This is a genomic window from Saccharothrix sp. NRRL B-16314, from assembly GCF_000716595.1.
Classification (GTDB): Bacteria; Actinomycetota; Actinomycetes; order Mycobacteriales; family Pseudonocardiaceae; genus Actinosynnema.
The window spans coordinates 149,040-168,980 of the sequence record NZ_JNXC01000011.1 but is presented as its reverse complement, the minus strand read 5'-3'; the positions used below and the strand labels follow the sequence as shown (position 1 = coordinate 168,980).

The 19,941-nt window shown below is 71.4% G+C and carries 16 protein-coding genes; 6 read left to right on the top strand and 10 right to left on the bottom strand.

Going from position 1 to position 19,941, the window contains the following annotated elements:
- Both OQ02_RS47160 and hutI read left to right on the top strand, forming a co-directional pair.
- On the top strand, positions 1 to 226 hold a 226-nt coding region (locus OQ02_RS47160; protein ID WP_197043391.1), incomplete at its 5' end, for an HNH endonuclease signature motif containing protein.
- A gap of 316 nt (positions 227 to 542) precedes the next feature.
- Positions 543 to 1,691: an imidazolonepropionase gene (gene hutI, locus OQ02_RS18720; protein ID WP_033439754.1), complete on the top strand. Its 1,149-nt coding sequence runs from the start codon at positions 543 to 545 to the stop codon at positions 1,689 to 1,691.
- On the opposite strand, the gene OQ02_RS18715 is transcribed toward hutI, so the two are convergent.
- On the bottom strand, positions 1,651 to 2,553 hold the full coding sequence (locus tag OQ02_RS18715) for a dihydrodipicolinate synthase family protein (protein ID WP_033439781.1): 903 nt from the start codon (positions 2,551 to 2,553) through the stop codon (positions 1,651 to 1,653). The two genes, hutI and OQ02_RS18715, sit on opposite strands and share 41 nt — an antisense overlap.
- Positions 2,554 to 2,624: 71 nt before the next feature.
- Here OQ02_RS18715 and OQ02_RS18710 point away from each other — a divergent pair, with 71 nt between their 5' ends.
- Positions 2,625 to 3,521, top strand: coding sequence for a LysR family transcriptional regulator (locus OQ02_RS18710; protein WP_033439753.1), 897 nt, complete (start codon positions 2,625 to 2,627; stop codon positions 3,519 to 3,521).
- Positions 3,522 to 3,563: 42 nt separating this feature from the next.
- On the opposite strand, the gene OQ02_RS18705 is transcribed toward OQ02_RS18710, so the two are convergent.
- On the bottom strand, positions 3,564 to 4,013 hold the full coding sequence (locus OQ02_RS18705) for a hypothetical protein (RefSeq protein ID WP_033439752.1): 450 nt from the start codon (positions 4,011 to 4,013) through the stop codon (positions 3,564 to 3,566).
- The gene (locus OQ02_RS18700; protein WP_197043390.1) at positions 4,010 to 5,398 is read right to left on the bottom strand and encodes an O-antigen ligase family protein; all 1,389 of its coding nucleotides are present in this window, start codon (positions 5,396 to 5,398) and stop codon (positions 4,010 to 4,012) included. Before OQ02_RS18700 ends, OQ02_RS18705 begins: the two co-directional genes overlap by 4 nt.
- A 162-nt stretch (positions 5,399 to 5,560) precedes the next feature.
- Between OQ02_RS18700 and OQ02_RS18695 the strand changes: the two genes are divergently transcribed.
- The gene (locus OQ02_RS18695; protein ID WP_033439750.1) at positions 5,561 to 6,553 is read left to right on the top strand and encodes an aldo/keto reductase; all 993 of its coding nucleotides are present in this window, start codon (positions 5,561 to 5,563) and stop codon (positions 6,551 to 6,553) included.
- Positions 6,554 to 6,787: 234 nt separating this feature from the next.
- On the opposite strand, the gene OQ02_RS18690 is transcribed toward OQ02_RS18695, so the two are convergent.
- The 4 genes from OQ02_RS18690 to OQ02_RS18675 form a co-directional block, all read right to left on the bottom strand.
- Positions 6,788 to 7,384, bottom strand: a complete 597-nt coding sequence (locus OQ02_RS18690) for a hypothetical protein (protein WP_033439749.1) — start codon at positions 7,382 to 7,384, stop codon at positions 6,788 to 6,790.
- Positions 7,385 to 7,694: 310 nt separating this feature from the next.
- A complete protein-coding gene (locus OQ02_RS46940) occupies positions 7,695 to 8,468 on the bottom strand; it encodes a metalloregulator ArsR/SmtB family transcription factor (protein ID WP_331281537.1) in 774 nt (257 codons plus the stop codon).
- Positions 8,469 to 8,564: 96 nt separating this feature from the next.
- Complete coding sequence (locus tag OQ02_RS18680) at positions 8,565 to 8,744, bottom strand: DUF6104 family protein (protein WP_033439748.1); 180 nt, start codon at positions 8,742 to 8,744, stop codon at positions 8,565 to 8,567.
- Positions 8,745 to 8,816: 72 nt separating this feature from the next.
- Positions 8,817 to 12,533, bottom strand: coding sequence for a multifunctional oxoglutarate decarboxylase/oxoglutarate dehydrogenase thiamine pyrophosphate-binding subunit/dihydrolipoyllysine-residue succinyltransferase subunit (locus OQ02_RS18675; protein ID WP_081915746.1), 3,717 nt, complete (start codon positions 12,531 to 12,533; stop codon positions 8,817 to 8,819).
- Positions 12,534 to 12,898: 365 nt separating this feature from the next.
- Here OQ02_RS18675 and OQ02_RS18670 point away from each other — a divergent pair, with 365 nt between their 5' ends.
- A complete protein-coding gene (locus tag OQ02_RS18670; protein ID WP_033439746.1) occupies positions 12,899 to 13,264 on the top strand; it encodes an ArsR/SmtB family transcription factor in 366 nt (121 codons plus the stop codon).
- On the top strand, positions 13,261 to 13,746 hold the full coding sequence (locus tag OQ02_RS18665) for an SRPBCC family protein (protein WP_033439745.1): 486 nt from the start codon (positions 13,261 to 13,263) through the stop codon (positions 13,744 to 13,746). The genes OQ02_RS18670 and OQ02_RS18665 overlap by 4 nt, the downstream gene beginning before the upstream one ends.
- 75 nt (positions 13,747 to 13,821) lie before the next feature.
- Here the strand turns inward: OQ02_RS18665 and OQ02_RS18660 are convergent, their stop codons facing one another.
- The 3 genes from OQ02_RS18660 to OQ02_RS18650 form a co-directional block, all read right to left on the bottom strand.
- Positions 13,822 to 15,348: an FAD-dependent monooxygenase gene (locus OQ02_RS18660; RefSeq protein WP_033439744.1), complete on the bottom strand. Its 1,527-nt coding sequence runs from the start codon at positions 15,346 to 15,348 to the stop codon at positions 13,822 to 13,824.
- Between the two features lie 90 nt (positions 15,349 to 15,438).
- On the bottom strand, positions 15,439 to 16,071 hold the full coding sequence (locus OQ02_RS18655; RefSeq protein WP_033439743.1) for an acyl-CoA-like ligand-binding transcription factor: 633 nt from the start codon (positions 16,069 to 16,071) through the stop codon (positions 15,439 to 15,441).
- A gap of 67 nt (positions 16,072 to 16,138) precedes the next feature.
- Positions 16,139 to 19,888, bottom strand: a complete 3,750-nt coding sequence (locus tag OQ02_RS18650) for an ABC transporter ATP-binding protein (RefSeq protein WP_051772501.1) — start codon at positions 19,886 to 19,888, stop codon at positions 16,139 to 16,141.
- Between the last annotated feature and the right edge of the window lie 53 nt (positions 19,889 to 19,941).

Genomic DNA, 19,941 nt, shown 5'->3' with positions numbered 1-19,941 from the left:
GTGGTGCGACGCGCACCACGTCACATTTTGGGCGGAAGGAGGTGCCACGGATCTGGGCAACCTCGTTCTCCTGTGCCGCACGCATCATTCCCTGGTGCATCACTCGCGTTGGCGGATCACGATGACCGGTGGTGTTCCGGCGTTCATCCCGCCGCGTCACGTGGACCCCGCCCAAAGGCCCCGACAAAACCTGCTCCACCGACCACCGGTGCCCCTCGCCGCCTGAACACCACGACCGGACCGGACCGGACAACTGAACATCCACGTACTCGCCTGATCAGGTGACGGGATTCCCGGGAAGTTGGGTCGGGCTAGGCTGCTGTTCGACCGTCTGCTCGACCGGGCGCTCGGCTCGGCGGATTCGGTCGCCTTGGTCGAGCAGGTCCTCACCGAGTGCGAATGAGAGGCGGCCCCTTGTCCACTGTGGACTTCACCGGCGCGGAGTGGCGGAAGAGCAGCCGCAGCGGTGGTGGTAACCAAGGCAGCACCGAGGCCGGTTCGTTGGCGTTCCCCGCTGTCGCTTGGCTCAGGTTCGTGCGGTCGTGACGAGCACCCTCATCACCGGCATCGGTGAGTTGACGACCAAGGACCCCGAGCTGGGTCGCCTGACCGACGCCGCGCTCGTCTTCACCGACGGTCTGGTCGCCTGGGTCGGTCCCGCGACCTCCGCGCCCGCCGCCGACGCGCGGGTCGACGTCGAAGGCCGCGCCGTCCTGCCCGGGTGGGTGGACAGCCACACCCACCTGCTGTTCGCCGGTGACCGGACCGCCGAGTTCGAAGCCCGCATGGCCGGTACGTCGTACACCGCGGGCGGTATCGCGGTGACGGTCGGGGCGACTCGGGCCGCTTCGGATCGGGAGGTCGAAGACAACCTGCGACGGCACATCGCGGAGGCCGTGTCGCAGGGCACGACCACGATCGAGACCAAGACCGGTTATGGGCTGAATGTCGTGGACGAAGTGCGATCGGCGCGGATCGCCGCCGGGGTGGCCGATGAAGTCACCTTCCTGGGTGCGCACCTGGTGCCGCCGGGCGCGGACGCCGACGAGTACGTGGCGTTGGTGATCGGCGACATGCTCGACGCCGTCGCGCCGCACGTGCGGTGGGCGGACGTGTTCTGCGAGCAGGGCGCGTTCGACGAAGACCAGTCGCGGGCCGTGCTGGAAGCCTCCCGTGCCAAGGGCCTCGGGCTCCGGGTCCACGGCAACCAGTTGGGCGAGGGACCGGGCGTGCGGCTGGCGGTCGAGGTGGGCGCGGCGAGCGTCGACCACTGCACCTACCTGTCCTCCGCCGACGTCGACGCGCTGGCCGGCTCGTCCACCGTCGCCACCCTGCTCCCGGCGTGCGACCTGTCGACGCGCCAATCCCTGCCGCCCGCCCGCCGGCTCCTCGACGCGGGTGCGACGGTCGCCCTCGCCAGCAACTGCAACCCCGGCAGCTCGTACACCACCTCGATGGCGTATTGCATAACGACGGCAGTGCTCCAGATGCGCATGACCATCGAGGAAGCCGTCACCGCCGCGACCCTGAACGGCGCGAAAGCCCTGCGGCGCAACGACGTCGGCCACCTGTCCCCGGGCGCCAGGGCCGACGTCCACGTCCTCGACGCGCCGTCGACCACCCACCTCGCCTACCGACCGGGCGTGCCGCTCACCCGCGCTGTGTGGCGAGCGGGCGTTCGGCAGCGGTGAGCGCGTCCAGAGCCGCCGACGTGGTGTCCGGGTGAGCGGGCAGCAGCGGTAGGCGGACGTCAGGGGTCGGGATGCGGCCCTGCGCGTGCAGCACGGCCTTGGTCACGGTCGGGTTCGGCTCGGCGAACAGCGCGGCCGACAAGACCCCCAGACGACCGCCGACCATGCGGGCCGTGGTGACGTCGCCCGAGTGCCAGGCGTCGATCAGCCGGACGAACTCGGCCGTGGCCAGGTGCGCGCTGGCGAGGATGCCCCCGTCGGCCCCCAACGCCAGCAGCGGCGAGATGAACGTGTCGTCACCGCCGAGGATCGCCAGGTCGGACGGCTTGTCGGCGAACAGCCCGATGGTGTCGGCGTTGATGCCGCCCGGCGCGTACTTCAAGCCCACCACACCGGGCACGGCGGCCAGGCGGCGCAGCGTGGCCTCCGACAGGTACTGGCCCGTCCGGTACGGGATGTCGTAGACGACCAGCGGCACGGGGCTGTCGGCGGCGAGTCGGGTGAAGTGGGCGACCACGCCGTCCTCGCCGGGGCGCACGAACGGTGGCACCACGCTCAGCGCCGCCACGTGGAGCGCCCCCACGACGTCCCGGTCGCCCAGCGCTTCCAGCGCCTGCGGGGTGTTCGCGCCGACCACCAACCGGGCCTGGCGCGCCCGGCACACCCCGGCCGCCACGTCGATCACCAGCTGCTGTTCGGCGGCGGTGAGCGACGACACCTCCGCCGTGGTGCCCAGCGCGACCACACCGCGTGCCCCGGCGTCCAACACCTCGTTGGCCAGGGCTTCCAGCGCGTCCACGGCCACCGCCCCGGAACGGTCGAACGGCGTGATCAGCGGGACGTACAAACCGGTGAGCGTCATGAACCGCACCCTGCCCGCCCAGACCGTGAAGGACCAGCGCACATTTCTCAACAGAACCGTAAGCTGAACTGATGCTCGACGTCCGCCGCCTCCGGCTCCTCCGCGACCTGGCCCGCTTGGGCACCATCGCGGCGGTGGCCCAGGCGCACGCCTACACGCCGTCCGCCGTGTCCCAGCAACTCGCCGCGCTGCAACGGGAAGCGGGCGTGCCGCTGCTCGAGCACACCGGCCGGAGCGTCAGCCTCACACCCGCCGGCACGGCGCTGGTCCACCACGCCGAGACCGTCCTCGCCGCTCTGGAAGCCGCGTCCGCCACGTTGGCCGCCGCACGCACCGGCCTGTCCGGGACCGTGCGCATCGGAGCGTTCCCCAGCGCCGTGCCCACGTTGCTGCCGGCCGCACTCGTCGCGTTGGGGCGTGACCACCCGACGCTCGACCTCATGGTCACCGAGCTGGACCCCGTCGACATGCCGGACGCGCTGCGCGATCGACGCCTGGACGTGGCGCTGTGGCACGACTACGACATCGCACCGGTCGAGCCCGACCCCGGCGTGGATTCGGTGCCGCTGCTGGACGAGACGGTGTTCCTCGCCGTGCCCGCGGACGAAGTGGTCGACAGGGCGGGCGATCCGGTCGACGACGCCCGGGAGGCCGCGTGGATAGTGGGCAGCCCCGGCACGCTCTGCCACACCGTGGCGCTGAGGGTCTGCCAGACGGCCGGGTTCACGCCGAGGGTTCGCCACCACGCCGACGACTTCACCGCCGTGCTCGCCCTCGTCGCGGCCGGCCAGGGTGTCGCGCTGGTTCCGGAACTCGGTGCGACGCACCCGCCCGCGGACGTCCGGCTGCTCCCGCTCGACGTCCACCGGCGCACCCGCATCGCCTACCGGCGCGGTGCCGGAGCACATCCGGCCGTCGCCGCGTGCGTCACCGCGCTGGAGGCGGCGACCGGCGCGTACCGGGCCTGACGGGGTGGGGTGCACCGGACCGGCGAGCCCCACCCCGCGGTGTCACGGGTTGACGATCTCGATCTCGCGGTCGTCGTAGACCGTGTTGCTGCCGCTGCCGCTGAGGTTGGCCGAGGCGTAGGCGAGGCTCGCCCGGAACGCGTTCTGCTCCGCCTGCACGGTGACCGAGACGGACTGGAGGCCGCCGGTGCAGGTGAAGCTCGTGTACCCGTAGCCGGACGCGACGTCGGAGCCGACGCGCTGGCTGAGCCGGACGCCGATGGAACTCGCCCAGCTGGAGGCCGGGCACGTCACCAGCAACTCGACTCTGACCGCCGCACCGCGCGCGAGTCGTTCAGCCGGTGACTGGAGGCGGACGCCCGACTGGGACGGGGACTGGGCGCTCACGTCGGCGCTGGACGGCAGCACGGACGCGAAGATCGCGCCCGCGACCACGGCGAGGACCGCGGCGGCCTTGGCCGGACGGACGTTTCGGAGTGCGGAGAGCTTCACAGTTGCTCCTTTGCGGTTGGGGCTGCTGCGTCCACGGGTGTTTCGGCAGCGGGTCGGTAGTGGTGGAGCGGCGACGCGGCCAGGCCGGTGAGCAGCCCGGCGGTCAGCACGATCACGGGCAGGTGCCACAGGAAGTCGAACCCGCTGTGGACGAGCAGCACGACCAGCGCGGCGGCGGCCCCGGCCCACAGGGGCGTCCTCGTGCGGCCACGCCAGACCTCGACGGCCAGTGCCACCAGCGCCAGCAGCAGGAGGACCAGGCCGATCGCGCCCAGTTCGACCAGCACCTGGAGGTATTCGTTGTGGACGTACCGCATGACGCGGGAGCCGTCGGGCGCGGTGAACACGAACCACCCGCGGCCCGGTCCCACCCCGGTCCACGGCTGCGCGGCGACGAGGTCCAGCGCGGCCCGCGTGGCACCGCTGCGGTCCGGTGAACTGGTGGAGATCCGGCCTGCCAGCATCGTTCCCAGGCCACGGCGGTAGACGAAGAGCGGGACCAGCGCGGCGGCGGCGAACCCGACCACCACGCCGAACACCCGGCCCCTCGCGTTCGCCCGACTGAGGCCGAGCGCGACCGCCAGGCCGCCGACGAGCCCGAGCACCGCCAGGCCGGTTCGGGCCGGTTGTCCCGCCGGGAAGGACGGTGCGAGGGCGGCGAGGGCGATCAGCGCGCCGAGCCCGGCCGGACCGGCGTGCCGCAGGGTCGCGCGGGTGCCGCCGAACACGGCCAGGGCCACCAGTCCGGCCGCCAGTGCGAGCAGACCGGCACGGCTCAGCGTCGCGCCCACACCCACCAGCAGCGCGTACGCCGCACCGGCCAGTGGCAACGAGTCCGGGTGGGCGGCGTTCAGGGCGAGTGCGAGGACGGCGAGCGCGGCGACGAGGGCTGCGGCGGCGTTGGGGTAGGTGAGCGTCGACGCCGCGCGGACCAGGCCTTCGGCGACCACCGACCACGACGGTATCCGCCACACCACGGCGGCCCAGCCGGTCAGCGCCACCAGGGCGCCGACGCCGACGACCACCGAGGCGCACAGGTTGCGTTGCCGCGCGTCGGCGCGCTGGGCCACGAACGCCGCGGCGGCCAGGCAAACGACCGCCGCGACCGTGGGCAGCGCGTTCGCGGCGCCGAGGACGGCCCGCAGCACGGCCCACGCGGCGAACGCGAGGCAGGCCGGTGGCAGGACGCCGGGGCGGACCGGTCGGTGGCGCAGGGCCAGGACCAGGGCGAACGCGACCAGTGCGGTGGGCAGGAGCCGTCCGGGCAGGTAGTAGCCGCCTTGGGCGACGACGGAGGCCGCGATGGCGGCGAGGAGGAGCAGCACGGCGTTCGGCAGGGACGTCCCGTCCCGTGGCACGACGTCGTTCGGCAAGGCTCCCCCCACGCAGGCCTCCCCAAGCCTTTCACGCACAGCGCTCGAGGCCTGTGCGTGGTGCAGGCGCGGATCTTAACCGCGGGAACCCTTGCTGCGGAGCGGTTTGCGGAACGTGACCACCCCTCGGACGCCCGGGTGGTCGTGCCGCTCGGGTTCGGGCAGGGTGGGCGTATGGAGTACACCCAACTCGGCCGCTCCGGCCTGTCCGTGTCCCGCTTGTGCCTGGGCACGATGAACTTCGGACCGGAAACGTCCGAGGCCGACAGCCACGCGATCATGGACCGGGCGCACGAGCACGGCATCAACTTCTTCGACACCGCCGACGTCTACGGGTGGGAGCGGGGCGAGGGCATCACCGAGAACATCATCGGCCGGTGGTTCGCCCAGGGCGGTGGGCGGCGGGAGAAGACGGTGCTCGCCACCAAGCTGTACGGGGACATGGGGGACTGGCCGAACGAGGGCCGGCTGTCCGCGCTGCACATCCGGCGGGCGGCGGACGCGTCGCTGGCGCGGTTGCAGACCGACCACATCGACCTGCTCCAGATGCACCACGTGGATCGCAACACCCCGTGGGACGAGATCTGGGAGGCGTTCTCGGTGCTGCGGCAGCAGGGGAAGGTGGTCTACTTCGGGTCGTCCAACTTCGCCGGGTGGCACATCGCCCAGGCGCAGGAGGCCGCGCGCAGCCGGCACTTCCTCGGTCTGGTCAGCGAGCAGTCGATCTACAACCTGGTGAACCGCTTCGCGGAGCTGGAAGTGCTGCCCGCGGCACGGCACTACGGCCTCGGCGTCATCCCGTGGTCGCCGCTGGGCGGTGGTCTGCTCGGTGGTGTGCTGCGCAAGCAGCGCGAGGGCGGTGGGTCACGCGGCAACTCCGGTCGCAGCCTGGAGGCGCTGGAGAAGCACCGGGACGCGATCGAGGCGTACGAGAAGCTGTCGGCGGACCTGGGTGAGGACCCGGCGCACGTCGGCGTGGCGTGGCTGCTGCACCAGGAAGGCGTGACGGCGCCGATCATCGGGCCGCGCACCGCCGGGCAGCTGGACGGCTCGCTGCGGTCGACCGAGATCGAGCTGGACGCCGACGTGCTGGCCAAGCTGGACGAGCTCTTCCCGGCACCCGGCCCGAACGGCAGCAAGCCCGCTCCGGAGGCGTACGCCTGGTGATCTCACCGGGGGGCGTCATCGATCGGGTGTGCGCAACTCGCTGACAGAATCGGCCTGACCAGGCGAGACGGTTGACCAGTCGGGGTTCGGCCGGCTGGTCAACCGTCTCACCGGCGAGTAGCATCCACCTCGGAGTCTGGCACCGTGGGTGCTCAGGCGAGTCGCAAGGCCAGGTGCACCTGGGGCAGACCGGGACCCTGGCCTTACGCATGTCCGGAGTCGTCCGTGGCGTCGTCAGCAACCGGTGTCGACGAACACCTCGTACAGGCGCTCCGAGAGTATGTCCTGGTAGCTGCTGTCCCCCATCAGATGAGCACGCACCGCGCCGGCGATGATGTCCGCAGCCCAGAACAACGGCTCTTTGGCGCCGGCTTGGTGCTCCACCCTGAAACGCGTGCCCTTGGGCAGGTCGTAGCGTGCGCCGCTGACCGTGGCGACATCGCGCTTGTCGAGTTCGTTCGTCCGAGATTCGATCAGCAGCTCGCAAACCCCGTAGGTGTGCAGTTCGCGCACCATCAGCCTCAGACAAGCCACCCGTGCTCGTTCCTGCCGTTTGACGGGGAGCGGTGAGCCGATCGCGACGAGGTGCATGCCTTCGACGTCTGCCAGCCGCTGTGCCGCTGTTCGCTTCTGGTGCCTGTCCATCTCGTTCCAGTGCAACTTCGCCGTGCTGCGGTCGCCTCGCAGGCCCAGCAGCACTTCACGCGCTTCCAGGTGTTCGCCGGGCTCGAAGACCGCTGACGCCAGCACGTAGAACCCTTTGTCGTCCCCACTCGCTTCGCGGTAGGACTCGTCGGTGAACGCGCGGCGGGTAGTCGGGTCGGTGATCAACCAGGGCCCTCTCAGGACGATGAGTGGCCCACATCATCCTCTCGGCGTCCGACAGCCCGACACCGGAACTGTGGAGTCGGTCCTCGTCGTCCCGGGCCAGGTAGGTGGCCTGCCGCTCGACAGCGGTCTCGAAGTCCACGAACGGCCGAGCTGTCGACGGAGATCGCCCTGGACGAGCTCTTCCCGCCCCCGGCCCGAGCGAGACGGTTGACCGGCCAGGGTTCGGCCGGCTGGTCAACCGTCTCACCGGCGAGCGGCAGCCGACGGCCGTCCGCCGACAGTCCCGGGGTGACGCGACAAGGCGGTGTGGTCAGGCTTCCTGGTCGAACAGCCCGGCGAAGCGCCGCAGGTACAGCGGCCAGCCGCCCTCGCTGCCGACACCGTCGCTGACGCTGTGCCAGCCCTCGCCGTGCCGGTCGATGTGGCGGTGCTCCAGTTCCACCCGCGTGCGCCCCGCCGTTTCGGCGATGAACCGCACGTCGACCTCGCTGGTCCGGTCCGGGTCGGATTCGACCTGCCAGCGAGGGTCGAGGTCCCAGCTGAACACCACCCGGTGCGGCGGCTCGTAGACCAGCACGCGCGCCCAGCGGCACTCGCTGCCGTCCACCGCGCGGTCGTAGATGTGGCCGCCCACCCGGCGTTCGAAGACCGTCTCGGCCAGTTCCACCCCGAGGATGTTGTGCTCCACCGGCTTGAAATCACCGAACCGCTCGGTGAACACCGCGAACGCGCGCTCCAGCGGCGCCTCCACGACGATGTCGGACCGCACCGTCGCCTGTTCTGCCTGCGTCGTCATCGGGCCTCCCGTGTCGAAGTCCTCGGCGGACCGCTTGTAGGCCGCCAAGGTCCTGGTCCAGAACCCGTCGAGCTGCGCGCGGAACGCGGCCAGCCCGTCCGGGTCGACCCGATAGATGCGGCGGTTGCCGACCGGCTGGTCGACCACCAGGCCGGCGTCCTTGAGCACCTTGAGGTGCTGCGACACCGCCGGCCTGCTGACCGGCATCCCGGCGGCCAGTTCGCCGACCGTCTGCGCGCGGTCGGCGACCCGCTCGAAGATCGCACGCCGGGTGCGATCGCCGAGCACGCCCCATCCATCAAGTTCGTAAGTTGCCACTAACGGTTAGTTTCTACTTACCTGGTTCGGCTGTCAACACGGCGGCACGGGGGGCTTGCGCGCAGGTCAGTCCTCGAAGTCCTCGTCGTCCCTGGCCAGGTAGGTGGCCAGCCGCTCGACGGCGGTCTCGAAGTCGGGGTTGGCGTCGACGAAGGCACGCAGCTTGTCGGCCAGCCAGGCGAAGCTCACTTCCTCCTCGCCCCGGCGGGTTTCCAGTTCCTCGATGCCACGATCGGTGAAGTACACGGTCTTTCCTCCACAGACGGCCGAGCCGCCGACACCCGGAGGTCTCGACGGCTCGGCGCGATCCACCAGTTCCTACTCGAACGCCTTCGCGATCAGCTCGCGCTGCTCCAGCTCGTGCACCTTGGACGAACCCGCCGACGGCGCGGCCATCGGACGGCGCGAGACGCGCTTCACGGCGAACCGCTCCGGCAGCAACTCCGGCAGCGCCAACCCGAAGAACGGCCACGCACCCTGGTTCGCCGGCTCCTCCTGGACCCAGCGGACCTCGGTGGCGTTCGGGTAGCGGTCCAGCGCCTCGGTCAGCTTGCGCGCGGGCACCGGGTAGAGCTGTTCCACCCGCAGCACGGCGACGTCCTTGGCGGCACGCTTCTCCTGCTCGGCGGCCAGCTCGTAGTAGATCTTGCCGCTGCACAGCAGGACCTTGCGCACCGCGCTCTGGTCCAGGCCGGTCTTGTCGTCGATCACCGACTGGAACCGGTCCTCGACGAAGTCCTCGACCGGGCTGGTCGCGGTCTTCAGGCGGAGCATCGACTTGGGCGTGAACACCACCAGCGGGCGGTTGACGCCGTCCAGCGCGTGCCGCCGCAGCAGGTGGAAGTAGTTCGCCGGCGTGGACGGCACCGCGATCGTCATCGAGCCCTCCGCGCACAGCTGGAGGAACCGCTCGATCCGGCCGGACGTGTGGTCCGGGCCCTGGCCCTCGTGGCCGTGCGGCAGCAGCAGCACCACGTCGGACAGCTGGCCCCACTTCGCCTCACCGGACGAGATGAACTCGTCGATGATCGGCTGCGCGCCGTTGACGAAGTCGCCGAACTGCGCCTCCCACAGCACCAGCGCGTCCGGGTTGGCCACCGAGTACCCGTACTCGAAGCCCAGCGCCGCGAACTCGGACAGCACCGAGTCGTACACCATGAACTTGCCCTGGCTCTCGGCCAGGTTCTGCAGCGGCGTGTACTCCTCGGACTTCTTCCGGTCCACCAGCGTGGCGTGCCGCTGCACGAACGTGCCGCGCCGCGAGTCCTGGCCCGCCAGCCGGACCGTGCGGCCCTCCAGCACCAGCGACCCGAACGCCAGCAGCTCGGCGAACGCCCAGTCGATGCCACCCTCGCGGGCCATCTTGGCGCGCCGCTCCAGCACCGGCTTGACCCGCGGGTGCGGGGTGAAGCCCTCGGGCAGGTTCACGTGCGCGTCGGCGATCTTCTCGATGATCGACCGGTCGATCCCGGTGGGCAGCTTGGCCGGGATCTGCTGCTCCGCCTCGATCGACGGCGAGGTCTTGATCGGGTGCTTCTCCAGCTCCCTGACCTCGTTGAACACGTGCTCCAGCTGCGACGAGAAGTCCTGCAGCGCCTTCTCGGCCTCTTCGACGGAGATGTCGCCGCGGCCGATCAGGGACTCGGTGTAGGTCTTGCGCACCGACCGCTTGGTGTCGATCACGTCGTACATCGCCGGCTGCGTCATCGAGGGGTCGTCGCCCTCGTTGTGACCGCGGCGGCGGTAGCACACCATGTCGATCACGACGTCCTTGTTGAACCGCTGCCGGTAGTCCACGGCCAGCTTGGCGACCCAGTAGCACGCCTCCGGGTCGTCGCCGTTCACGTGGAACACCGGCGAGCCGATCATCTTCGCCACGTCGGTCGAGTACTTCGACGAGCGCGAGTGCTCGGGCGCGGTGGTGAAGCCGACCTGGTTGTTCACCACGACGTGCACCGTGCCGCCGGTGCGGTAACCGCGCACCAGCGCCAGGTTCAGCGTCTCGGCGACCACGCCCTGGCCCGCGAACGCGGCGTCGCCGTGCAGCGCGACCGGCAGCACGGTGAAGCCCTCGCCGCCCTTGTCGAGCATGTCCTGCTTGGCCCGGACGATGCCTTCGAGCACCGGGTCCACGGCTTCGAGGTGCGACGGGTTCGCGGTCAGCGACACCTTCGTCTCGCCGTCGCCGAACATCCGGAAGTACTTGCCCTCGGCGCCCAGGTGGTACTTGACGTCACCGGAGCCGTGCGCCTGACCGGGGTCGAGGTTGCCCTCGAACTCGCGGAAGATCTGCGAGATCGGCTTGCCGACGATGTTCGCCAGCACGTTCAGCCGGCCGCGGTGCGGCATGCCGATGACGACCTCGTCGATCTCGTGCTCGGCGGCCTTGTCCAGCACCGCGTCCAGCAGCGGGATGACCGTCTCGCCGCCTTCGAGCGAGAACCGCTTCTGGCCGACGTACTTGGTCTGGAGGAAGGTCTCGAACGCCTCGGCGGCGTTGAGCTTCGACAGGATGTACTTCTGCACGGTGGCCGGCGGCTTCTCGTGCGGCACCTCGACGCGCTCCTGGATCCAGAGGCGCTCCTCCGGGTCGAGGATGTGCATGTACTCGACGCCGACGGTGCGGCAGTACGAGTTGCGCAGCACGCCGAGGATGTCGCGCAGCCGCATCCGCTCCCGGGCCGCGAACCCGCCGACCGGGAACTCCCGGTCGAGGTCCCACAGGGTCAGGCCGTGCGACAGGACGTCGAGGTCCTGGTGGCTGCGCTGCCGGTAGTTCAGCGGGTCCGTGTCGGCCATCAGGTGGCCGCGGGTGCGGAACGCGTCGATCAGCTCGATGACCCGGGCCGTCTTGTCGACCGCGCCCTCGGGGATGTCGGCGACCCAGCGGATCGGCTCGTACGGCAGCCGCAGCGACGTGAAGACGTCGTCGTAGAAGCCGTCCTCGCCCAGCAGCAGCTGGTGGATGCGGCGCAGGAACTCGCCCGACTCGGCGCCCTGGATGACGCGGTGGTCGTAGGTGGAGGTCAGCGTGATGACCTTGCTGACGCCCATGTCCGTGAGGGCCTGCTCGCTGGTGCCCTGGAAGTGCGCCGGGTACTCCATCGCGCCGACGCCGATGATCGTGCCCTGGCCCGCCTGCAGGCGCGGCACCGAGTGGTTGGTGCCGATCGTGCCGGGGTTGGTCAGCGAGATCGTGGTGCCGGAGAAGTCCTCGGTGGTCAACGAGCCCGTCCGCGCCTTGCGGATCAGGTCCTCGTAGGCCTGCCAGAACTGCGTGAACGTCATGTTCTCGCAGCCCTTGATGGACGCGACGACGAGCGTGCGCGAGCCGTCCTTGCCGGGCAGGTCGATCGCCAGGCCGAAGTTCACGTGCTCGGGGGTGACCACGAACGGCTTGCCGTCGACCGCGGCGTAGTGCCGGTTCATGTTCGGGTACGCCTGGAGCGCCCGGACCACCGCGTACCCGATCAGGTGGGTGAAGGAGACCTTCCCACCGCGGGTGCGCTTGAGGTGGTTGTTGATCACGATGCGGTTGTCGGCCAGCAGCTTCGCGGGCACGGCGCGCACGCTCGTCGCGGTCGGAACGGTGAGCGACAGCTCCATGTTCTTCGCGATGGCGGCGGAGGCGCCGCGGAGCTGCTTCTGCTCCTGGCCCTGGGCCGGCTGCACCGGCGCGGCCTTGGCGGCCTCGGCGGGAGCGGGCTTGCTCGCGGGCTTCTGGGCCGGCGCTGTGCTCTTCGACGGTGTCGGCTGCGGCGGCTGCTGCTGAGCGGTGGTCGATGCGGCGGGCGCCGACCTGTTCGGCTGCTGCGGGGCCTGCTGGGCCGGGGCCGGCTTGGTGGCGGTCGTGGTGCCGTTCTCCGCGGCCGTCGTCGCGACCCCGTTGCCCGACCGCTGCGTCGACTTGTAGTCGGCGAAGAAGTCGTGCCAGGCCGGGTCTACCGACGACGGGTCGGCGAGGAACTGCTCGTACATCTCCTCGACCAGCCACTCATTGGGGCCGAACTGTGAAGCAGGACTGCTGCTGGACACGGCTGGCGCTCGCCTCTATCCATCTCGCTCTTGGTAATGACTCACTCATGGTCAGGCTAGTCCCCCGTCCGGTGCAGTTCACACACAGGAGGGGGCGGGCAAGGAGTGTTCCCTCACAGGATCGATCAGGTCACCGGTCCCGTCATGGGTGCTTGAGCATGGCTTGAGGTTAAGCCCCGGAAGTGTCCCGGTCGGCCTCGACTTGGAGTAGTTGTGCGCACTGCGGCCGGGGTGGCGGTGTGAGGGGTTCAGAGGGCTGAACGCGGCGTTCTGACCTGCGTGTTCAACTTTTTGGTTGACTTCGCTGGAGTGGCTTCGTAGGGTTGTGTTCAACCGAGAGGTTGAGTAAGGGAGAGGCGGAAGCGGTGGACGACCGGTTGTCGCGGGTGTTCTCGGCTCTGGCCGACCCGATCCGGCGCGACATGGTGGCGCGGCTGGCGGTGGGCGACGCGACCGTCAACGAGTTGGCGGAGCCGTACGCCGTGACCGTGCAGGCCGTGTCGAAGCACCTCAAGGTCCTGGAGGACGCCGGTCTCGTCAGTCGCAGCAAGCAGGCGCAGCGGCGGCCCGTCCACCTCGAGGCGGAGGTGTTCGACCTGATGACGAAGTGGATCGAGCGCTATCGGCTGGAGGCGGAACAGCGCTACCAGCGGCTCGACGCCGTGCTGGCCGAGATGGCGGTCGGCGAACCCGATCAAGCGAAGACCCGAAGCGAAGGAGAGGCATCATGACCACGACCACGCACCCCGAGACCACGATCAGCGCCGACCCGGCCCTGCCGACGATCCACATCACCCGCGAGTTCGACGCGCCGGTGGACGCGGTGTTCCGGGCGCACGTCGACCCCGAGCTGGTGGTGAAGTGGCTGGGCCCGCGCTCGGTGACGATGAAGGTCGACCGGTGGGACGCGACGACCGGTGGGGCGTACCGGTACGCGCACACCCGCGGGGACGAGGAGTACCGGTTCTTCGGCTCGTTCCACGAGGTGCGGCCCGGTGAGCGGATCGTGCAGACGTTCACCTTCGAGGGCTTCCCCGACGGCGTCTGCCTGGAGACGCTGACGTTCGAGGACCTGGGTGGCGGTCGGACGCGCCTGCACGCGATCAGCGTGTTCGAGACGACCGAGGGTCGGGACGCGGCCATGGCCAGCGGGATGGAGACCGGCGTGGCCGAGGGGTACGAGCAGTTGGACGACCTGCTCGCCGATGCCTGAGGACCGCCGACGCCTGAGGACCGCCGACGCCTGAGGTCCCTTGTCCCGCTGGCCGTCCCGCTCGCCCCGCAGACCTCACCGGCTGCGGGGCGGCGTCGTGCGCGGGAACCACCGCTCCACGACGTCCCGCAGCCCGTCCCGGTCCGGGCGCGCGTCGCTCGACGCCCACGCCACGTAGGAGTCCGGGCGGAGCAGGAGCGCGGTGACGTCGGTGTCCGCCTTGGCGCGCACCACCTCGACGCCGTCGGCGCGCAGGTCGCCGGCCGCGGTGAGGTCGACCAGCAGCGGCCGGGCCGCCCGGACCAGCTCGGCGAGGCGGACGGTGCCGTCCGGCCCGTGCAGGTCCAGGTCGGGTGCGGGCAGGCCGGCCAGGGGGTGTGCGCCGTCGCCGACCGGGTAGCGGACGTCCGAGCCGGCGACCAGGTCGGCGAACACCCGCACGACGTCCGGTCGGGTCAGCAGCTCGCCGAACACCCGCCGCAGGCCGGTGACGTCCTCGCCGGGCGACAGCAGTGCGGCCTGCGCCTGCGAGTAGGTGATCGCCCGCTCGGCGACCGGGCGGCGCTCGGCCTCGTAGGTGTCGAGCAGGTCGCCCGCACCTCCGGCCGTGCCGTTGACCGCCGCCGCCAGCTTCCAGCCCAGGTTGATCGCGTCCTGCATGCCGGTGTTGAGCCCGGTGCCGCCCGCGGCGAAGACGTGCGCGGCGTCGCCGACCAGGAACACCCGGCCTTCGCGGTACCGCTCGGCGACCCGCGTGTTGCCGCCGTTGAGCCTGCGCAGCACGTGCGGGCCCGCGCCGGGTGGCGGGCCGAGGGGCACGTCCACGCCCAGCACCCGGCGCACGCTGGCACGCAGCTCGTCGAGGGTCATCGGCTCCTCGGTCTCCGGCTCGTCCCACTCGGTGGTGGCGACCAGCGGCGGCCGGCCGGGGAGCGGCGCGTACGTGAAGCCGCCGTGGGTGGTCCGGACGGGCAGGAACGGCAGCACGGGACCGTGGCCGGGCACGTCCAGCGCGCCGCTCGCCGGGTCGATCCACTCCGGCGGCACGGTGGCGTGCGCGGAGCGGGTGGTGGCCCGGTCGTGGGTGACACCGGGGAACGCGATGCCGGCGGCCTTGCGGACGGGGCTGTGCGCGCTGTCGGCTCCGACGAGGTACCGGGTGCGCAGCTCGTAGGCGCCCTCGGGACCGTCGACGGTGAGGGTGACGCCGGCACCGTCCTGCACGAGGCCGGTGAACTCGTGGCCGCGGCGGATCTCGACGCCCAGTTCGTTCGCGCGTTCCTCCAGGACCCGCACGGTGTCCGACTCGGGCACCGGGAGGGCGTAGAGGGGACTGTCCGCGAGGAGCCCGAGGTCGAGCGGCATCGCGGCGAACATGAAGTAGCTCTTGTTGGGCTGCGGCGGGCCGGGCTGTCCGCTGAGCCGCTCGAACAGGCCGCGGCGGTCGACCATGCGGACGACCTGCCCGACCAGCCCGTTCGACCTCGGCTCCGTGCCGGGTTCGAGCAGTCGCTCCAGCACGACCGGGCGCACGCCGCCCAGGGCCAGCTCGCAGGCGAGCATCAGGCCGTTCGGTCCGCCGCCGACGATGACCACGTCCATGGTCGTCACTCCTCTGCTCCGGTCTGTTCCGGGTTTTTCGGGCATGGCTGATCAGCCCGTCGAGCGGGCGTGGTGGGTCGCGGGTGCGGGTCAGCGCGGGTCGGGCAGCCCGGCGCGGATCGAGTCGAAGACCTCGCGGAGCAGCGTTCCGATCGATCCCGTGGGGTTGCGGCTCCACCGGGTCAGCGCGGTGCCGATCCCGGCGCTGATCACCGCGGCGACGGTCTGCGGGTAGAGGTCGCCCGCGTCGGTGCCCGTCCGGTCGGCGACGGCGGCGGTCAGCTCGTCCTGCGCCGTGGTGTGGGCGCGGAACACCTCGTACTGGACGGCCGGCTCGGCGAGCAGCCGCTGGAGCGCCGCGGCGTAGCCGTCGGGCACCGTGCCGTGGCCGTCCTGCACTGCGCCGTCGTGGCCGGGCGGCGGTTCGAACTGCGCGACCACGGCGTTAACGAGCGCGTCCCAGAGCGGTTCGCCGGCCGGGCGTTCCCGCAGTGCTTCGGCCGTGCGCCGGCCACGCTCGACGTGCGTGGCGACGATCGCCTCGGCCTTGTTGGCGAAGTAGTTGCGGAACGTCCGCTCGGACACGTTCGCCGCGACGGCGATGTCCTCCACCGTGACGTTGTTCCACCCGCGCTCGATGGTGAGCCGGATGGCGGCCTGGCTCAACGCGAACCGCGTCTCCCGCTTCTTGCGCTCGCGCAGCCCGCCCTCGTCCGTCGCCATGGCATCAGCGTAGCGAAACTTTCCGACTCTGCAAACTTTCCAAGCCGGCAACTTTGAGGGCCCGTGGTCAGTGGGTGGTGGTCAGCTCCGGTTTGTCGAGGTCGGCGCCGTGGGACCAGAGGCGGGCGTAGTGGCCGTTCGCCCCCAGCAGCTCGGCGTGGGTGCCCTGCTCCACGATCCGACCGTCGTCGAGGACCACGATCCGGTCCGCGCGTGCCGCGGTGGCCAGGCGGTGGGCCACCACGAACGTGGTTCGCGCGCCGGCCAGGTGGTCACTGGCCTCCAGGACCGCGGACTCGGTTGCCGGGTCCAGGGCGGCGGTGGCCTCGTCCAGCAGGAGGAGGGCCGGCTGGACCAGTTCGGCGCGGGCGAGGGCCACGAGTTGGCGTTGGCCCGCGGACAGGCCCTGGCCCCGTTCGCCCACCTGCTGGTGGAACGCGGCGGGAAGGGAGGCGACCACCGGCATGGCGCCCACCGCGCGGACGGCCGCTTCGACCTCGGCACGGGTGGCCTCGGGGTTGCCGTAGGCGACGTTCTCGGCGATGTCGCCGCCGAACAGGTGCGCCTCCTGCGGGACGATGCCGAGGCGCTGGCGCAGGGCCGACAGGTCGTAGTCGCGCACGTCCACGCCGTCGATCAACACCGTGCCCTCGGTGGCGTCGTAGAACCTCGCCACCAGCTTCACCAGGGTCGACTTGCCGGCGCCGGTGGCGCCCACCAGTGCCACGGTCTCGCCCGGCCTGACGTGCAGGGAGATCCGCTCGACCGCCGGCCGGGTGGTGCCCTGGTACCGGAACGTCACGTCGCGCAGCTCCACCTCGCCGCGCAGCGCCGTCACGCCGACCGGGTCCGCGGCCGGTGGGACGGTGGTGGGGGTGCGGAGCAGGTCGCCGATGCGGCTCAGGCCGACCCTGGCCTGCTGGTAGCCGTCGAACACGCCGGACAGCTGGTACAGCGGCGAGAAGAACAGGCCCAGGTACAGCACGAACGCCAGCAGCACGCCGGGGGACAGGGTGCCCTCCGCGACCCGGTAAGCGCCGACCACGAGGACGCCGGCCTGCGCCACGCCGGACAGCAGGGACAGGAACGGGAAGTACGTGGCGATGTACCGCTGCGCCCGGATGCGGGAACGGCGGTAGGCGTTGCTGCGCTCGGCGAACGCCTCCGCGGACCGCGCCTCGCGGGTGTACGCCTGGGACACGCGCAGGCCCGAGACGTTCTCCTGGAGGTCGGCGTTGACGGCGCTGATGCGCTCCCGCGCCTCCCCGTAGGCGGCCGACGAGAGCCGCTGGAAGATCACCGTCGCGACGAAGAGGATCGGGAGGACGCCCAGGGCGACCAGGGCGAGACCGGGATCGGTGATCACCAGCGCCGCGGCGATCCCGACGACGGTCAGGACGCTGATCGCGAACGTGGTCAGGCCGGTCTGGAGGAAGCTGGACAGGGCGTCCACGTCGGTGGTCATCCGGGTCATGATCCGGCCGGCCATCTCGCGCTCGTAGTAGTCGAGGCCCAGTCGTTGCAGGTGGGCGTAGCTGCGCACGCGCAGCAGGTACAGCAGGCGCTCGCCGACCCTGGAGGTGACGACCGTGCCCGCGGCGGCGGACACCCAGCCGAGGACCACCAGCGCGAAGCTGATCGCGACCGCGGTCCAGAGCCGGCCGACCTCGCCGCCGACCACGCCCTGGTCGATGCCCAGCCGGACCAGGCTCGGCGCCGCGACCGCGAGCGTCGTGTCGACCAGCAGGAGGCCCGCCACGCCGAGCATCGCCCAGCGGACCGGGCGCAGGAGGGTGAGCAGGCGGAAACCGGGGTCGGGTGCGCGCGGGTCCTCGCCGCGCAGGTCGGGGACGTCCAGCGCGGGCGGCAGGGCGTGGACGCGGTCCATCAGTTCCGGGGTGGGCGGGGTGCCGCCCAGCAGGGCCGAGGTGCCGCCCCCGCCCCTGGCCACCTTGGGTGCGCTGCCCACCGCGCGGTTCGCCGCGCGCACGGCCAGCTCGTCCTCGTCGGACTCGGGCCACAGCTCGGGGGTGGTGCCGTCGGGGCCCGGTTCCAGGCGGGCGTCGGCGCGGGGGTCGACGTGCTCGATCGCCTCACCCGGGCCGGCCAGCAGCTCGCGGTAGAGGCGGCAGCGCTCGTGCAGCTCGGCGTGGGTGCCGACGTCGACCACGCGGCCCGCGTCCAGCACGGCGATGCGGTCGGCCAGCGTCAGCGACGACCGGCGGTGCGCGACCAGGAGCGTGGTGCGCTCGGCCGTGACGGCGGCCAGCGTGCGGTGGATCGCCGCTTCGGTGGCGGTGTCGACGGCCGATGTCGCGTCGTCCAGGACCAGGACCCGAGGGTCGGACAGGAGCGCGCGGGCCAGGGCCACGCGTTGGCGCTGACCGCCGGACAGCGTCAGGCCGCGCTCGCCGACGACGGTGTCGTAGCCGTTCGGCAGGGCCTCGATGAACCCGTGCGCCTCGGCCGCCCGCGCTGCCGCGTGCACCTGCTCGTCGGAGGCGTCCGGAAGGCCGTACGCGATGTTCGCCCGGACGGTGTCGGAGAACAGGAACGCCTCCTCGAACACCGTCCCCACGGTCCGCCGCAACGACGAGAGCCGCAGCTCCCGGACGTCGACGCCGCCCACGGACACGGCGCCCTCGTGCACGTCGTAGAACCGGGGCAGGAGCAGCGAGACCGTCGACTTGCCCGAGCCCGCCGTGCCGACGATCGCCAGGGTCTCGCCCGGCTCCACCCGGAGGGACACCTGCGACAGCACGGGCTCGCTGCGCGTGTACCCGAACGTCACGTCCCGCAGCTCCACCGCCACCGGCCCGGCCGGGACGTCGCGGTCGCCGTCCACCACGTCGGGCTGCGAGTCGATCAGCTCGTACACCCGCTCCACGCCCGCCCTGGCCAGCTGGGCCGTCACCATCAGGCTCGACAGCAGCCGGGTCGGGCCGACCAGCGTCGCCACGTAGGTCGCGAACGCCAGGAACGTGCCCAGCGTGACCTCGCCGCGCAGCGCCAGCCAACCGCCCAGCGCCAGCACGGCCACCTGCCCCAGGTACGGCAGGGCGGTCAGCGTCGCGGACGGGCGGGCGGTGAGCCGGGCCGCGCGCATCCGCTCGGCGAACAGCAGCTTCGCCCGCGACTCCAGCCTGCCGATCTCCCGGGCCTCCTGGCCGAAGCCCTTGACCACGCGCACACCGGTGACCGTCTCCTCGACGTGCTGCGCCACGTCCGCCGCGCGCTGCTGCGCGGACCACGTCGCCGGGAACAGCGTCAGCCTGGTGCGCGCCGCGACCACCCCGACCGCGGGCACGATCACCAGCGCGATCACGGTCAGCAGCGGCGACAGCCAGAACATCGCCACGATGGCCGCCACCGCGAACACGACCGTGCCGAACGCGAGCGGTGTCATGGAGAGCAGGCTGTTGACCAGCTGCAGGTCGGTGATCGACCGGGACACCACCTGGCCGGTGCGCATCGCGTCCTGCTTCGGCCCGTCCAACCGCTGCACCGCGCCGAACACGCCCTGGCGCAGGTCGTGCTGGACGTCGACGGCGAGCCGCCCGCCCAGGAACCGGCGCACGAACGCCGTGCCGAACGTGAGCAGCTCCAGGCCGACGAGCGCGACCGCGAGCCACGTCAACCGGTCCGTGCGGCCGGCAACGGCGTCGTCCACCGCGACCTTGATCAGCAGGGGGCCGACGGCCTGGAGGCCGACACCCACGACCGCGGCCAGGATCGACCACACCACGAGCGCACGGTGCTTCCAGCACGCGGAGGCGAGTCTGCGGATCCAGCCGTCGGTCTTGGTCACGGGATCCACATTAGGACGGACCTCCGACAGCTCCGGGCCCCGAGATGTGACGAAGGCCGCCC

Excerpts from the sequence above, each read along its gene's own strand:
- OQ02_RS18715 (WP_033439781.1), bottom strand. The coding sequence starts at position 2,553 with ATGACGCTCACCGGTTTGTACGTCCCGCTGATCACGCCGTTCGACCGT.
- OQ02_RS18710 (WP_033439753.1), top strand. The coding sequence starts at position 2,625 with ATGCTCGACGTCCGCCGCCTCCGGCTCCTCCGCGACCTGGCCCGCTTG.
- OQ02_RS18695 (WP_033439750.1), top strand. The coding sequence starts at position 5,561 with ATGGAGTACACCCAACTCGGCCGCTCCGGCCTGTCCGTGTCCCGCTTG.
- OQ02_RS18665 (WP_033439745.1), top strand. The coding sequence starts at position 13,261 with ATGACCACGACCACGCACCCCGAGACCACGATCAGCGCCGACCCGGCC.
- OQ02_RS18660 (WP_033439744.1), bottom strand. The coding sequence starts at position 15,348 with ATGGACGTGGTCATCGTCGGCGGCGGACCGAACGGCCTGATGCTCGCC.
- OQ02_RS18655 (WP_033439743.1), bottom strand. The coding sequence starts at position 16,071 with ATGGCGACGGACGAGGGCGGGCTGCGCGAGCGCAAGAAGCGGGAGACG.